Source organism: Streptomyces sp. NPDC043996 (assembly GCF_056435225.1).
On sequence record NZ_JBWKEY010000003.1, the window covers coordinates 22,312 to 37,744 of the forward strand.

At 76.3% G+C, this 15,433-nt stretch carries 3 protein-coding genes; all 3 read right to left on the bottom strand.

Features of this window, described 5'->3' with window-relative positions; all coding sequences use genetic code 11:
* Positions 1-55 precede the first annotated feature (55 nt).
* Positions 56-5,587 carry an SDR family NAD(P)-dependent oxidoreductase gene (locus tag AC07A4_RS07690; protein ID WP_478595879.1) on the bottom strand — a complete coding sequence of 1,844 codons (5,532 nt, stop codon included), beginning with the start codon at positions 5,585-5,587 and terminating at the stop codon, positions 56-58.
* Entirely contained in the window at positions 5,574-13,967 is an 8,394-nt protein-coding gene (locus AC07A4_RS07695; RefSeq protein WP_478594456.1) for a type I polyketide synthase, read from the bottom strand. Before AC07A4_RS07695 ends, AC07A4_RS07690 begins: the two co-directional genes overlap by 14 nt.
* 233 nt (positions 13,968-14,200) lie before the next feature.
* The gene (locus AC07A4_RS07700) at positions 14,201-15,403 is read right to left on the bottom strand and encodes an acyl-CoA dehydrogenase family protein (protein WP_478594458.1); all 1,203 of its coding nucleotides are present in this window, start codon (positions 15,401-15,403) and stop codon (positions 14,201-14,203) included.
* Positions 15,404-15,433 lie beyond the last annotated feature (30 nt).

A 15,433-nucleotide genomic window follows, 5' to 3' on the forward strand; every position in this document is an offset into this window, starting at 1 on the left:
GCGGGTCAGCGCCGGTCGGCCGTGACCGTGCTCGGCTGCCGTCCAGGAACTGGGCTCAGCTGCCGTCCAGGAACTGGAAGAGCTCCTCGTCCGTCGCGTCGGTGACGTCGAGGCGCTCCGCCGTCCCGTCCGCGGAGTCGCGGAGCGCGCGCAGCCTCAGGAGCAGGGCCTCGACGCGCTGGGCGAGTTCGTCGCCGTCGGGTCCCGTCGCCGAGGACGGCGTGAGGGCCGCCTCCAGGCGCTCCAGCTCCGTGAGGGCCGAGCCCATCGGGGCCGCCGCCGGGGCCTGGGCGGCAAGGGCGCGGACCAGCTCCCGGGCGACGGCGGCGGCCGTCGGATGGTCGAACACCAGCGTCTGCGCGAGCCGCGTCCCGGTCTCGGCGCTCAGCCGGTTGCGGAACTCCACCGCGGACACCGAGTCGATCCCGAGGTCGGAGAACGCGCGGTCGGGCTCGACGGCGTGGACCGACGCGTAGCCGAGCACGTCGGCCATCCGCGCGGACACCACGTCGAGCAGGACCGCGTACCGGTCGTCGTCGGACAGGCCCGCGAGCCGGTCCGCCAGGGAGTGCGCGGCGGGCGCGGGCCGCGCCGACGGCGGCGGCGTCGCCCCGCGGCCCGCGAGGCGCCGCAGGATCGGCGGCACGTCCCGCTGGGCGCGCACCGAGGGCAGGTCGAGGGCCACCGGGGCGAGCACCGGCTCGTCGAGGCCGAGCGCGGCGTCCAGGAGCGCGACGCCCTGCTCCGAGGAGAACAGGCTCACGCCGAGCCGGGCCAGGCGGGCCAGGTCCACGTCCGCCAAGTGCTCGGTCATGGCGCTGCGTTCGGCCCACATGCCCCACGCCAGGGAGACGCCGGGCAGGCCCCGGGCCCGCCGGTGCTGGGCGAGGGCGTCCAAGTAGGCGTTGCCCGCCGCGTAGTTGGCCTGGCCCGCCGGTCCGATCAGGCCGGACATCGAGGAGAACAGCACGAACGCCGTCAGGTCGAGGTCGCGGGTCAGCTCGTGCAGATGCCCGGCGGCGACCATCTTGGGGTCGAGCACCGCCTCCAGGCGCCGTGGCGTCAGGTCGGTGAGGACGCCGTCGTCGACGACTCCGGCCGCGTGGACGACGGCGGTCAGCGGGGCCTCGGCCGGGACGGCGGCCAGGAGGCGGGCCAGCGCGTCGCGGTCGGCCGTGTCGCAGGCGGCGAGGTCGACCTCGGCGCCGAGCCGGGTCAGCTCGGCCACCAGCTCCGCGCCCTTGGCGGAGGCGGCGCCCGCGCGGCTGGTCAGGAGCAGCCGCCGCACCCCGTGCGCGGTCACCAGGTGCCGGGCCACGATCCCGCCGAGGGTGCCGGTCGCTCCGGTGAGGAGCACGGTGCCGGTGCCGAACGCGGCGGGCGCGGCGGCCTGTTGACCGGATTCCTCCCCAGGTTCTTCCCCGTGCGCGTCGGTGGCCCCCACTTCGCTCTCGGCGCGGACGAGCCGTGGCACCAGCGTCCGGCCCGCGCGCACCGCGAGCTGCGGCTCCTGGGCGACGAGCGCCGCCACCGCGTCCCACGCCACCGGCTCCGCGTCCACGTCCACCAGGCCGAAGCGGCCCGGGTTCTCGGTCTGCGCCGAGCGCACCAGGCCCCACACGCCCGCCTGGGCGAGCCCGTCGACGGGCTCCCCCGGCTCGGCGCCGACCGCGCCCTCGGTCACCAGGACGAGCGTCCCTGCGGCGAACCGCTCGTCGTCGAGCCACTCCCGTACGACACCGAGCACCTCGCCGGTCACCCGCCGGGCGTCAGGACCGGCCGGGCAGCGCAGGAACACCACGCCCGGGTCGGCGGGCACGTCCGCGAGGGTCTCGGCGCGCGCCCACCGGACGGGGTCCCGCGGCTCGGCGGGCAGCGCCGACCAGTCCACGCGGAACAGCGAGTCCGCGGGCGTGCCGGGGCCGCTCGCGGGCAGCTGCCGGAACCGCAGTCCTTCGGCCGACGCCACCGGTTCCCCGGTGGCGTCGGCGAGCTGCACCGACACCACGTCAGGGCCGGCGGGCGCCATCCGCACGCGCAGCGCGGACGCCCCGGACGCCGACAGGGACACGCCCGACCAGGAGAACGGCAGCACCGCGCCGTCCATCCCGTCCAGGAAGGACCCGAACCAGACCGCGTGCAGCGCGGCGTCGAGGAGCGCCGGGTGCAGCCCGAACGCCTCGGCCCCGGGCGCCTCCCGCGCCAGGACCACCTCGGCGAACACCTCGTCCTCGCGCCGCCACAGCGCCCGCAGGCCCTGGAAGGCGGGCCCGTAGTCGTAGCCGCGCGCGGCGAGGCCGGCGTACGCGTCCGCGACCGGGACCTCCTTGGCCCCGCGCGGCGGCCACACGGTGGCGTCGAACCCGGCGGGCCTCGACCACCCGGCGAGCGTGCCGCTCGCGTGCCGGACCCAGGCCCCGTCCTCGGCGCACGCGTGCACCGACACCGTGCGGCGGCCGGAGCCGTCGGCGTCCTCGACCACGACCCGCAGCCGGGCGCCGCCGCGTTCGCCGAGCACCAGCGGCGCGTGCAGCGTCAGTTCGTCGAGCAGGTCGCAGCCCACCTCGCGGCCCGCGCGCAGCGCCATCTCCACGAACGCCGCGCCCGGCACGATCACCCGGCCGAAGACGGCGTGGTCGGCGAGCCACGGCTGGGCCTGGAGCGAGAGCAGCCCGGTGAGGACCGTGCCGCCGGATCCTGGCAGTGTGAGGACCGCGCCGAGCAGCGGATGCTCCCCGGCGGTGAGGCCCGCGGCGCGCAGGCCGTCCACCCCCGCCGGGACGTCCATCCAGTACCGCTCGCGCTGGAAGGCGTACGTCGGCACCGGCGCGGTGGCCGCGCCCGTCCCCGCGAACACCCGCGCCCAGTCGGCCTCCACGCCGTGCGCGTGCGCCGCGGCGAGCGCGGTGAGCGCGGCGGCGGGCTCGGGGCGGTCGGCGCGCAGCACCGGCACCACCACCGGCGCCGGGGCGCCGCCGGGCTCGGCGAGGCCGCCCTCGGCCATCGTGGTCACCGTGGCGTCCGGGCCCGCGCCGACGAACCGGGTGACCCCGTCGTCCTGGAGGCGGCGCACGGCGGCGGCGAACCGCACCGGCTCGCGGACCTGGCGCACCCAGTACGCGGGCGAGCAGACCTCGTCCGCCGCCATCGGCTCACCGGTGACGGTCGACACGATCGGCAGGACCGGCTCGTGGAACGCCACGTCGGCGAGGACCTCGCGGTACGGCTCAAGCATCGGGTCCATCAGGGGCGAGTGGAACGCGTGGCTGACCCGCAGCCTCTTGGTCCGCCGCCCCAGGGACGCGAAGTGCCCGGCGACGCGCAGCACCGCGTCCTCCGCGCCGGACACGACCACCGACTCGGGGCCGTTCACGGCCGCGATCCCGGCCGCCGCGCCCGGAAGTCCCTCCGTAGCCATGTCGTCGATGGCTTCGATGGCGTCGATGGCTTCGGCGACTTCGCTCTCCGTCGCCTGCAGCGACACCATCGCGCCGCCCTCGGGCAGCCGTTCCATCAGCCGTCCGCGCGCCGCCACCACCCGGCAGGCGTCCTGAAGCGTCCACAGCCCCGCGACGAACGCGGCCGACAGCTCGCCGATCGAGTGCCCGGCCACCACCTCAGGGCGCACGCCCCACGAGCCGAGCAGCCGCGCGAGCGCGACCTCGACGGCGAACAGCGCGGGCTGCGCCCACCCGGTGCGGTCAAGGAGGTGCGCCCCGTCCTCGGAGTCCGCGAACAGGACGTCGCGCAGGGGCTGTTCGAGGAGGCCTTCGAATCCGGCGCACACCTCGTCCAGGGCGGCGGCGAACACCGGGAACGCCGCGTACAGCTCGCGGCCCATGCCGGGGCGCTGGGTGCCCTGCCCGGCGAACAGGAACGCCGTGCGGCCGGGGAGCGCGGTGCCCCGCACCACGCCGGACGCGGTGCCGCCCTCCGTGAGGACGCGCAGACCGGCGCGCAGTCCTTCGCGGTCCGCGGCCACCACCGCGGCCCGGTGCTCGAACGCGGCCCGGGTGGTCGCCAGGGTGAACCCGGCGTCCAGCGGGTCCAAGGAGTCGACGGAGGCCAGGAGTTGGCCCGCCTGCGCCGCGAGGGCCTGCGGCGTCGTGGCCGAGAGGACCACCGGTACGAGCGGCAGCGGCGCCCCCTGTGCGGGCGCGGCCTCCTCGGGCGCCTCCGCCTTCGGTGCCTGCTCCAGGATCAGGTGCGCGTTCGTGCCGCTGATCCCGAACGACGACACCGCGGCCCGCCTGGGCTCGCCGGTCTCCGGCCACGCGCGCCGCTCGGTCAGGAGGCGCACCGTGCCCGCCGACCAGTCCACGTGGGACGACGGGGTGTCCGCGTGCAGGGTCTTCGGCAGGACGCCGTGCCGCAGCGCGAGCACCGTCTTGATCACTCCGGCCACTCCGGCGGCGGCCTGGGTGTGCCCGATGTTGGACTTCAACGAGCCGAGGTAGAGGGGGCGTTCGCGGTCCAGGCCGTAGGTGTCCATGAGGGCCTGCGCCTCGATGGGGTCGCCGAGCCTGGTGCCGGTGCCGTGCGCCTCGACGGTGTCCACGTCGGCCGCGGCCAGACCGGCGTCCGCGAGGGCCTGCTGGATCACCCGCTGCTGGGCGGGGCCGTTCGGCGCGGTCAGGCCGTTGGACGCGCCGTCCTGGTTGACGGCGCTGCCGCGCACCACGGCGAGCACCGGGTGCCCGAGCCGCCGGGCGTCCGAGAGCCGCTCCACCAGGAGCATGCCGACGCCCTCGGCCCAGCCGGTGCCGTCGGCGCCGTCGCCGAAGGACTTGCAGCGCCCGTCGGGGGCGAGGCCGCGCTGGCGGCTGAACGCGACGAGCATGCCCGGCGTCGACATCACGGTGGCGCCGCCCGCGAGGGCCAGGGAGCACTCCCCGCGGCGCAGCGACTGGACCGCCAGGTGCAGCGCGACGAGCGACGAGGAGCAGGCCGTGTCGACGGTGACCGCGGGCCCCTCCAGGCCGAGGGTGTACGCGATCCGGCCGGAGGCGACGCTGTTGGTGGTGCCGGTGAGCAGGTGGGCCTCGGCGCCGCCGGTGGCCTGGTGCAGGCGGGGGCCGTAGTCGGGTGCCATGGCGCCCGCGAACACGCCGACCCGGGCGCCGTGCAGCGCGGCGGGGCGGACCTCGGCCCGCTCCAGGGCCTCCCAGGCGGTCTCCAGGAGCAGCCGCTGCTGCGGGTCCATGGCGAGCGCCTCGCGCGGCGAGATCCCGAAGAACTCCGGGTCGAAGTCCGTGGCGCCGCTGAGGAATCCGCCGCGCCGGGTGTAGGTGCGGCCCGGCGTGTCGGGGTCCGGGTCGTACAGCGACTCCAGGTCCCAGCCCCGGTCGGCGGGGAAGTCGCCGATCGCGTCGCCGCCGGTCTCCAGGAGCCGCCACAGGTCCTCGGGCGTGGTGATGCCGCCGGGGAAGCGGCAGGCCATGCCGACGACGGCGATCGGTTCCCGGCTCTCCCGCTCGGCGTCCCGCAGCCGCCGCTTGGTCTGCTGGAGCTCGGCCGTGACCCGCTTGAGGTACTCGACCAGCTTCTCTTCGTTCGTCACAGGGCCCTCCGGGTCAGGACGTGCCAAGTTCGCCATCGATGAGGTCAAAGAGCTGGTCGAGTCCGAGCCCGTCCAGCTCCGGCGCGGGCGGCGCCTCGGGTACGGCGGCCGCTTCGGGCCCGGTGGCCGCGCCGGGCCGCGCCCGCTCGTCCGGGCCGAGCGCGCCGGTGAGGTGGGTGGCGAGCGCCGACGGCGTCGGGTAGTCGAACACCAGCGTGGCCCGCAGCCGCAGGCCGGTCGCCGTGCCCAGGCGGTTGCGCAGTTCCACCGCCGTCAGCGAGTCGAAGCCGAGCTCCTTGAAGGTGCGGGCGGGGTCGACCTCGCCCGCCGTGCCGTGGGACAGCACGGTGGCGGTGTGCTCGCGCACCAGGCCGAGGAGGGCCTGGGCGCGGTCGGCGTCGGAGAGACCGGCCAGGCTCTGAGCGAGGGAGGTCTCACCGCCGGGGCCGCCCGCGGCGGCCTCCGCCCGCCGGACGCGTGCGCGCACGACTCCGCGGAGGAGTGCGGGCACCGCGCCCTGCGCGCGCACCGCGGCCGGGTCGATCCGGGCGGGTACGAGCAGGGCCGTGCCGGTGGCGACGGCGGCGTCGAACAGGGCGAGGCCGTCCGCCGTGGACAGCGCGGTGAGGCCCGCGCGGCGCATCCGGCTGAGGTCGGCGTCGGCGAGGTGCCCGGTCATGCCGCTGGCCGGGGCCCACAGGCCCCAGGCGAGCGACACCGTGGGCAGGCCCCGGGCCGCGCGGCGCTGTGCGAGGGTGTCGAGGAACGCGTTGGCGGCGGCGTAGTTGGCCTGTCCCGGCAGGCCGAGGATCCCGGCCGCCGAGGAGAACAGCGCGAACAGCGGCAGGTCGAGCCCTTCGGTGAGCTCGTGCAGGTTCAGGGCGGCGTCGACCTTCGGCCGCAGGACGCGCTCCAGCTGCTCGGGCCGCATCGCTTCCAGGACGCTGTCGTCGAGGAGACCTGCGGCGTGCACCACGCCGGTCAGGGGGCGGTCGGCGGGGACCGACGCGAGGAGCGCGGCCAGCGCGTCCCGGTCGGCGATGTCGCAGGCCGCCGTGGTGACGGTGGCGCCCGCCGCGGTGAGCTCGGCGGCGAGTTCGGCCGCGCCGGGGGCTTCGGGCCCGCGCCTGCTGGTGAGCAGCAGGTGGGTCACGCCGTAGCGGGACACCAAGTGCCGGGCGAAGAGCCCGCCGAGGGTGCCGCCGGCGCCGGTGACGAGGACCGTGCCCGCGGTGAGGTCAGGGCCCGCGCTCCGGCCGCCGGGGGTGACCCTGGCGAGCCTGGGCACCAGGACGCGGCCCGCGCGGACGGCGAGTTGCGGCTCCCCGGTGGCCAGGGCCGCGGGCAGGGCCTCGGTGGAGGCCTCGGTGCCGTCCAGGTCGACGACGACGAACCGGTCGGGGTGCTCCCGCTGCGCCGAGCGGACCAGGCCCCACACTCCGGCGCCCGCCGCCCCGGGTCCCGCCCCGGGGTCCGGCTTCTCGTCCGGCGCCGTGACCACGGCGTCGCGGGTGAGCAGGGCCAGTTTCGCCCCGGCGAACCGGTCGTCGGCGAGCCACTCCTGGATCAGCAGGAGCGCGCGGGCGGCCACGGCGTGGGCCCCGGCCGCGGTGGGCTCGCCGGTGAGCGCGGCGCACACCACGTCGGGCACGGGACCGGCCGCGGCCAGCTCGCGCGGTCCGGCGTGGACCGGCGCGCCGATGCCGAACGCGTCGGCGCCGACGACCGCCCACGGCCCGGTGTCTGCGGGGGCGCGCGGCACCGGCGTCTCGGCCCAGTCGACCCGGAACAGCGCGTCCGGCGCCGGGGCGGTGAGCTGCCCGGCGGGGGTGGGGCGCAGCGCGAGGGACTCCACCGAGGCCACCGGTGCCCCGGTGGCGTCGGCGAGCCGCAGGGACACCGTGTCCGGGCCTTCCGGCGTGATCCGTACCCGCAGCGCGGACGCGCCGGTGGCCCGCAGGCGCACGCCCTGCCAGGAGAACGGCAGGCGGCAGTCGGGCCCTTCGGCGACGGCGGCGTGCAGGGCGGCGTCCAGGAGCGCCGGGTGCAGTCCGTAGCGGCCCGCCTCGGCCTCGGCGGTGGGCGGCAGGGCGACCTCGGCGAAGGTCTCCGCGCCACGCCGCCACCAGCCGCGCAGGCCCTGGAACGCCGGTCCGTAGCGGTAGCCGAGTGCGGTCCAGCGGTCGTAGCCGCCGTCCCACTCCTCGGCGACCGCGCCCGGCGGCGGCCAGGCGGTGAGGTCGAACTCCTCGGTCCCGCCGGGGGCGAGCGCGCCGCTGGCGTGCCGGGTCCAGCCGCCGGAGCCGTCCGCGGGGCGGGCGTGGACGGCCAGGTCGCGGTGGCCGGACGCGTCCGCTTCGCCGACCGTGACCCGGACCGCGACGGCCTCGCGCGGCGGCAGGACCAGCGGCACCTCGCAGGTCAGCTCCGCCACTTCGGCACAGCCCACCTCGTCGCCCGCGCGGATCGCGAGCTCGACGAAGGCCGTGCCGGGCAGCAGCACCACGTCGCCGAGCCCGTGGTCGGCGAGCCAAGGCTGGGCCTGGAGCGAGAGGCGCCCGGTGAGCAGCAGGCCGCCGGAGTCCGGGAGTTCCACCACCGCGCCGAGCAGCGGGTGGTCGGCGGCGGCGAGTCCCGCCGCCGCGACGTCCGCAGAGCCGTCCGTCGGGGCGCTGTCGATCCAGTGGCGCCGCCGCCGGAAGGCGGAGGTGGGGACGTCGACGTGCCGGGCGCCGGGGAAGACGGCGCGCCAGTCGGGGCTCAGGCCGCGCGCGTACGCCTCGGCCAGGGAGGTCAGGAACCGTTCGGGGCCGCCGTCGTCGCGGCGCAGGGAGCCGAGGGCCACCGCGTGCTCCAGCGCGTCCTCGACCGCCGTCGTCAGCGCCGGGTGCGGGCTGACCTCGACGAACACCGAGTGCCCGTGCGCGGCGAGCACGGCGAGCGTCTCGGCGAAGCGGACCTGCCCGCGCAGGTTGCGGTACCAGTACCCGCCGTCGAGGCCGGAGGTGTCGAGCACGCCCGCGGTCACCGTCGAGTAGAACGGGATGGCCGCCGCGCGGGGCGCGAGACCGGCCAAGAGTACGGCCAGTTCGCCCTCGATCCGCTCGACGTGCGCCGAGTGCGAGGCGTAGTCCACCGGGAGCCGCTTGACCCGGACCCCGGTGGCCTCGCACTCGGCGACCAGGGCGTCGAGGGCGTCCAGGTCCCCGGCGACGACGACCGACCCGGGGCCGTTGACCACGGCGAGGGACAGGCGGTCCCCCCAGCGCTCCAGGCGCGCGGCGGCCTCGTGCGCGGGCAGGGCGACGGAGACCATGCCGCCCGCGCCGGAGAGCGCCAGGATGGCCTTGCTGCGCAGGGCGACGACCTTCGCCGCGTCCGCCAGGTCGAGCGCGCCCGCCACGCAGGCGGCGGCGATCTCCCCCTGGGAGTGCCCGACCACGGCGGCGGGCTCCACGCCGTGGGCGCGCCACAGGGCGGCCAGCGACACCATCACCGCGAACAGCGCGGGCTGCACCACGTCCACCCGCTCCAGGGCGGCCGCGTCCCGCAGCACGTCGAACAGGTCCCAGTCGACGTGCGGGGCGAGGGCCTCGGCGCAGGCGCGCATGGACGCGGCGAACACCGGGGCGGTGTCGATGAGTTCGACGGCCATGCCGGTCCACTGCGAGCCCTGGCCGGGGAAGACGAACACCACGCGGCCGCTCTCGCGCGCGGTGCCGCGCACCACGCCGGGCGCCTCGGTCCCTGCGGCGAGCGCGGCGAGTCCGCTGCGCCGCGCGGGCAGGTCGGCCCCGACGACGACGGCCCGGTGCGGCAGTCCTGTGCGGGCGGCGGCCAGGGAGAACCCGACGTCGGCGGGGTCGAGGCCGGGGTGCGCGTCGACGAAGGACAGCAGGGCGGCGGCCTGGTCGGCGACGGCGTCCTCGCTGCTCGCGGAGAACGCCCACGGCAGCGCGGGACCGGCCGCCGCGCCGGGCCGCCGTTCCCGGCCGTCCCGCCCGGGCTCCGGCTCGCGCACCGGCTCCGGCTCCGGTGGCGCCTGCTCGATGATCACGTGGGCGTTGGTGCCGCTGATGCCGAACGAGGACACTCCGGCCCTGCGGGCACGGCCCGTCTCGGGCCACGGGCAGGCCTCGGTCACCAGGCGCAGGCCGCCCGCGCTCCAGTCCACGTGCGGGGTCGGCTCGTCCGCGTGCAGCGTCCTCGGCACCACGCCGTTGCGCAGCGCCTGCACCATCTTGATCACGCCGGCCACTCCGGCGGCGGCCTGGGTGTGGCCGATGTTGGACTTCAGGGAGCCGAGCAGCAGCGGGCGGCCCGCCTCCCGGTCCCTGCCGTACGTCGCCGCGAGCGCGTCGGCCTCGATGGGGTCGCCGAGGGTCGTGCCGGTGCCGTGCGCCTCGACCACGTCGACGTCGCCCGGGGACACCCCGGCTCCGGCGAGCGCCTGGCGGATCACCCGTTCCTGGGCGACGCCGTTGGGGGCGGTGAGCCCGTTGGACGCGCCGTCCTGGTTGACGGCGCTGCCGCGCAGCACGGCCAGGACGCGGTGGCCGTTGCGGCGCGCGTCCGAGAGGCGCTCCAGGACGACGGTGCCCGCGCCCTCGGCCCATCCGGTGCCGTCGGCACCGGCCGCGAAGGCCTTGCATCGGCCGTCGGCGGCGAGGCCGCGCTGGCGGCTGAACTCCACGAACATCCCGGGCGTCGACATCACCGCGACGCCGCCCGCCAGGGCCAGCGAGCACTCGCCGCTCCGCAGGGCCTGCGCGGCGAGGTGCAGGGCCACGAGCGACGAGGAGCACGCGGTGTCCACGGTGACCGCGGGGCCCTGGAGCCCGAGGGTGTAGGCGATGCGGCCGGAGGCGACGCTGATGGTGCTGCCGGTCAGACGGTAGCCGTCGGACTCGGCGTGCGCGGTGTGCAGGCGGGGGCCGTAGTCCTGCGCCATCGCCCCGACGAACACGCCGACGGGCGCCCCGCGTTGGGCGGCGGGGTCGATCCCGGCGCGCTCCAGGGCCTCCCAGGAGGTTTCCAGGAGGAGGCGCTGCTGCGGGTCCATGGCGGCGGCCTCGCGCGGCGAGATGCCGAAGAACTCCGCGTCGAACTGGTCGGCCTCGTGCAGGAAGCCGCCGTGCCGGGTGTACGACGTGCCCGCGTGGTCCGGGTCGGGGTCGTAGAGCCGCTCGGTGTCCCAGCCCCTGCCGGTGGGGAACTCGGAGATGGCGTCGGTGCCGTCCATGACCAGGCGCCACAGGTCGTCGGGCGAGGCGACGCCGCCGGGCAGGCGGCAGGCCATGCCGACGACGGCGACCGGCTCGTCGGCCGTCGGGCCGGTCGCCGCCTCGGCGGGCTCCTCGCCGCCCGCGGCGAGCAGCCGCAGGTGGTCGGCGAGGAGATTCGGGGTGGGGTGGCCGAACAGGAGTCCCGCGGGCAGCGCGAGGCCGGTGGCCGTGCTCAGCCGGTCCCGCAGCTCCACCGAGGACAGCGAGTCGAAGCCGAGGTCCTTGAACGTCGCGCCGGGGTCCACCGCGTCGCCGTCCGCGTGGCCGAGGACGACCGCGACGGTCGACCGCACCAGGGCCAGCGCCTCGGGCCCGGCGAGGGCCGGGGAGACGGGCGGGGAGACGGCCGGGGAGGTGGCCGCGGTGGTGGCGGGGGTCTCCGTCGTGTCCGGGGCGGCGGGCGCGGCGGGGCGCTCGGCGGCCTCGGTGAGCCAGTGCCGCTCGCGCTGGAAGGCGTAGGTGGGCAGGGCCACGCTCCGGGCGCCGCGCGGGGCGAACTCCCGGGACCAGTCCACGTCGACGCCGCGCACGTGCAGTGCGGCCAGCGAGGCGAGGAACCGGCGCGGCCCGCCGTCGCCCCGCCGCAGCGATCCGGTGACCACGCCGGAGTCGAGCCCGGCGCGCTCCACGGTGTCCCGCAGCGCGGGCAGGAGCACCGGGTGCGGGCTGCACTCGACGAACACGGTGTGCCCGGCGCCCACCAGCGCCTCGGTGGTGCGCTCCAGCTCCACGGTCTGGCGCAGGTTGCGGTACCAGTACGCGGCGTCGAGTGCGGCGGTGTCGAGGAGCCCGCCGGTCACGGTCGAGTAGAACGGCACCGGTGACGACACCGGCCTGATCCCGTCGAGGACGGCGCGCAGCCGCTCCCGTATCCGCTCCACCTGAGGCGAGTGCGAGGCGTAGTCGACGGCGATCCGGCGGGTCTCGACGCCTTCGGCGGTCCACCGCGCGACGAGTTCGTCAAGGGCGTCGGGGTCGCCGGAGAGCACCACCGACGACGGGCCGTTGGCGGCGGCGATGGACACCGCGCCGTCCCACTCGGCGATGCGCTCGCGCACCTCGTCGGCCGACCGCAGCACCGACACCATGCCGCCGCTCCCCGACAGGGCGAGGAGGGCCTGGCTGCGCAGGGTCACCACGCGGGCGGCGTCGTCCAGCGAGAGGGCGCCCGCCACGCACGCGGCGGCGATCTCGCCCTGGCTGTGGCCGACGACGGCCGCCGGTTCGACGCCCCGGGAGCGCCACAGGGCGGCGAGCGACACCATCACGGCGAACAGCGCGGGCTGCACCACGTCCACCCGCTCCAGGGCGGCCGCGTCCCGCAGCACCTCGGTCAGCGACCAGTCGACGTACGGGGCGAACGCCTCCTCGCAGGCCTTCAGGGAGGCGGCGAACTCCGGTACGGAGTCCTGGAGTTCCGTCGCCATGCCCGCCCACTGCGCGCCCTGGCCGGGGAAGACGAACACCGTCTTCCCGGCGGCCGTGGCCTGCCCCTCGACGACGCCCGCGACGCCCGCCACGGCCGCGCCGCCCGCGAACTCCGCCAGGCGGTCGCGCAGTTGCGCCCGGTCGCGGCCGACCACGACCGCGCGGTGGCGGAAGGCGGTCCGGGTGGTGGCGAGGGACAGGCCGATGTCCGCGGCGTCCTCATGACCGGCGTCCACGAACGCGAGGAGCCGGGCCGCCTGGGCCCGCAGCGCCTCGCCGGTGCGGCCCGCGAGGGGCCAGGCCAGGGCTTCGGCTTCGGCTTCGGCCTTGGGTGCGGACGTGGCTCCGGTCGTGGCTCCGGTCGTGACGGACCCGCCGGTCGTGGGACGTGCACCCGTCACGGGAAGCGCGCCGGTCGCGCGGGCCGCCGCCGGGGCCTCGCTGACCACCAGGTGGCAGTTGGTGCCGCCGACGCCGAACGAGCTCACGCCCGCCACCAGCGGCTGGTCAGGGTCGGGCCACGGCGCGAGCTCGGTCTGCACCCGCAGGCCCAGGTCGTCCAGGGGGATCTCCGGGGGCGGCGCGGTGAAGTGCAGGCTCGGCGGGAGCATCCGGTGCCGGACACTCAGGGCCACCTTGATGAGTCCGGCGATGCCGCCCGCGCCCTCCAGGTGCCCGATGTTGGTCTTGACCGAGCCCACCGCGAGGGGCGCCCCGGCGGGCCGGGCCCGGCCGAGGGCGGCGCCGAGCGCGGCGGCCTCGACCGGGTCGCCCACCTTGGTGCCGCTGCCGTGCAGCTCCACGTACTGCACCCGGCGCTGCGCGAACCCGGCGCGCCGGTGGGCCTGCCGGATGACCTCCTCCTGCGCGGCGGCGCTGGGCACGGTGAGGCCGGTGTGCTCGCCCTCGCCCGCGCCGTCGTTGTTCACGGCGCCGCCGTCGAGGACGCACACCACGTCGTCGCCGTCGGCGAGGGCCGCGGCCAACGGCTTGAGCACCAGGACGCCGCCGCCCTCGCCGCGTACGAACCCGTCCGCGCGCGCGTCGAAGGTGGCGCAGCGGCCCTCCGGCGAGAGGCCGCCGAAGCGGGCCGCGCCGAGCGTCGTCTCGGCGAGGACGTTGAGGTTCACGCCCCCGGCGATGGCCACGCCGCACTCGCCGCGGCGCAGGCTCTCGGCCGCCATGTGGACCGCGACGAGGGAGGAAGACTGCGCGGTGTCGACGGCGATGCTCGGGCCGCGCAGGCCGAGGTGGTGGGAGATCCGGTTGGCGATGATCGCGCGGCGGGTGCCGGTCATGGTGTGGCGGCTGACGCCGTCGGGGCCGAGGCGGTCCTGGAGAGCCGCGTAGTCGTCCCACATGACGCCGACGAACACGCCGGTGTCGCCGCCGCCCAGGGTGGCGGGGACGATCCGCGCGTCCTCCAGGGCCTCCCAGGCCAGCTCCAGCATCATGCGCTGCTGCGGGTCCATCGCGGCGGCCTCGCGCGGCGAGACGCCGAAGAACCCCGCGTCGAAGCGGTCGATCCCGTCGACGAACCCGCCCCGACGGTGCGGAAGTTCGGCGCCGCGCCAGCGGTCATCGGGCGCCTGGCGCACGGCGTCGGTCCCGTCCCGCAGCATGCGCCAGAACCCGTGGCCGTCGCTGGCCCCGGGGAAACGACAAGCCAATCCGACCACGGCGATCTGTCTCATGCCTACCAGTCAACGACGCCCGCCGACGGCGTTGCTTGTCTCAGCGGCCTAAATCGGGACGGAAAACCTGGTGGCCGATACCAGTCGCCAAGAAAAGGGATTTCTTTGCGATCAGAAACACAAATAGGCGCGACTCGGCGGCCCTTTTGCTCATACGGCCGCCAAGCCGCACCGATGCCGTGAAAGAAGGAGACCTGCCGCTCCCTCAAAGGAGTTACGACCGGCTCTTTTCCTCAGTACAGCAGGGTCACCGCGGGGTGCACGTCGAGGACCGCGCGGCTGTAGTCCTCCAGAATGAGCGGGGCGTTGAGCGCGTTGTGCCGGCTCATCACGGAGATGTCGCGCCACAGGCGCTGCAGCGGATTCGACAGGGCGAACGCGCTGCCGCCGACGGCGTCCAGGAGCTTCTCCACGCCCGCCCTCGCCTTCTCCTGGGCGGACTTCTCGTGCATGCGGATGCGGGCCCGGTCCGCCCACGGCACCTGCTGGGTCTCCGGGATGCCGTCGAGGGCCGCGCCGACCTCCCGCAGGTGCATCCCGGCGGTCTCGATCAGGTGCGCGGCCTCGCCGTACCACATCTGCACCGACGGCGCGTCCATGGCCCGCTCGAAGTTGGCGTACGTGATCGGGCGGCCCTTGTCGAGGATCTGCTTGGTGACCTCGAGGGCGCCCTGGGCGGCGCCGACGATCGCGGCGAGGGACTGCGCGCTGCCCTGGATGAGCATGCTGTCGCGGTGGTCCTCGCCGACGAGGTCGGTGAGGCTGAACCCGGCCGCCCTGCGCTCGGGGATGAACACGTCCTCGGCCACGCAGGTGTGGGTGCCGGAGCCGGCCAGGCCTGCCGAGTGCCAGGTCCGCTCGATCCTCAGGTCGCTCATGGGCACCACGACGCCGACCAGGTCCGTGGTCTGCTCGTCGCCGTCGTAGACGTGCACCACCGGGATGTACGCCCAGTCGGCGATCTCGCAGCCCGAGCTCCACGGGAAGGTGCCGCTCACCTTGTAGCCGCCCTCGGCGCGCCAGGCCTTGGTCGTGCTCAGATGGGCCGTGGAGATCACGTACGCGTCGGGGTTGCCCTCGAACATGTCGGACAGGGCGGTCTCCGGCATCGCGTTGAGCGCGAACCGGGTCGAGGCGGTGTCGATCGACAGGTTCCAGCCCGCCGAGCCGCAGGCCTTGCCGACCTCCACGACGATCGAAAGCAGGTCGGGCAGGCTCAGTTCGTAGCCGCCGAAGCGGGCGGGCGTCGTCAGCCGGAACAGGCCCGCGTCCCGCAGCGCGACCACGACCTCCTCGGCGAGCCTGCGGTCCTCCTCGGTCTTCACGGCGTTCTCGCGGATCAGCGGGGCGAGCTCGCGGGCGCGCCGCAAGAGCTCCGCCACGTCCGCCGCGGACCCGGTCGTCCCGCCCACCCGCTCATCGGCCACTGCTGTCACGAAGTCCTCCTTCGATTGCGGGTCGGGGGC

Bases quoted from the DNA above. Each gene is read 5' to 3' on its own strand.
- AC07A4_RS07695 (WP_478594456.1), bottom strand. From the start codon at position 13,967: ATGAGACAGATCGCCGTGGTCGGATTGGCTTGTCGTTTCCCCGGGGCC.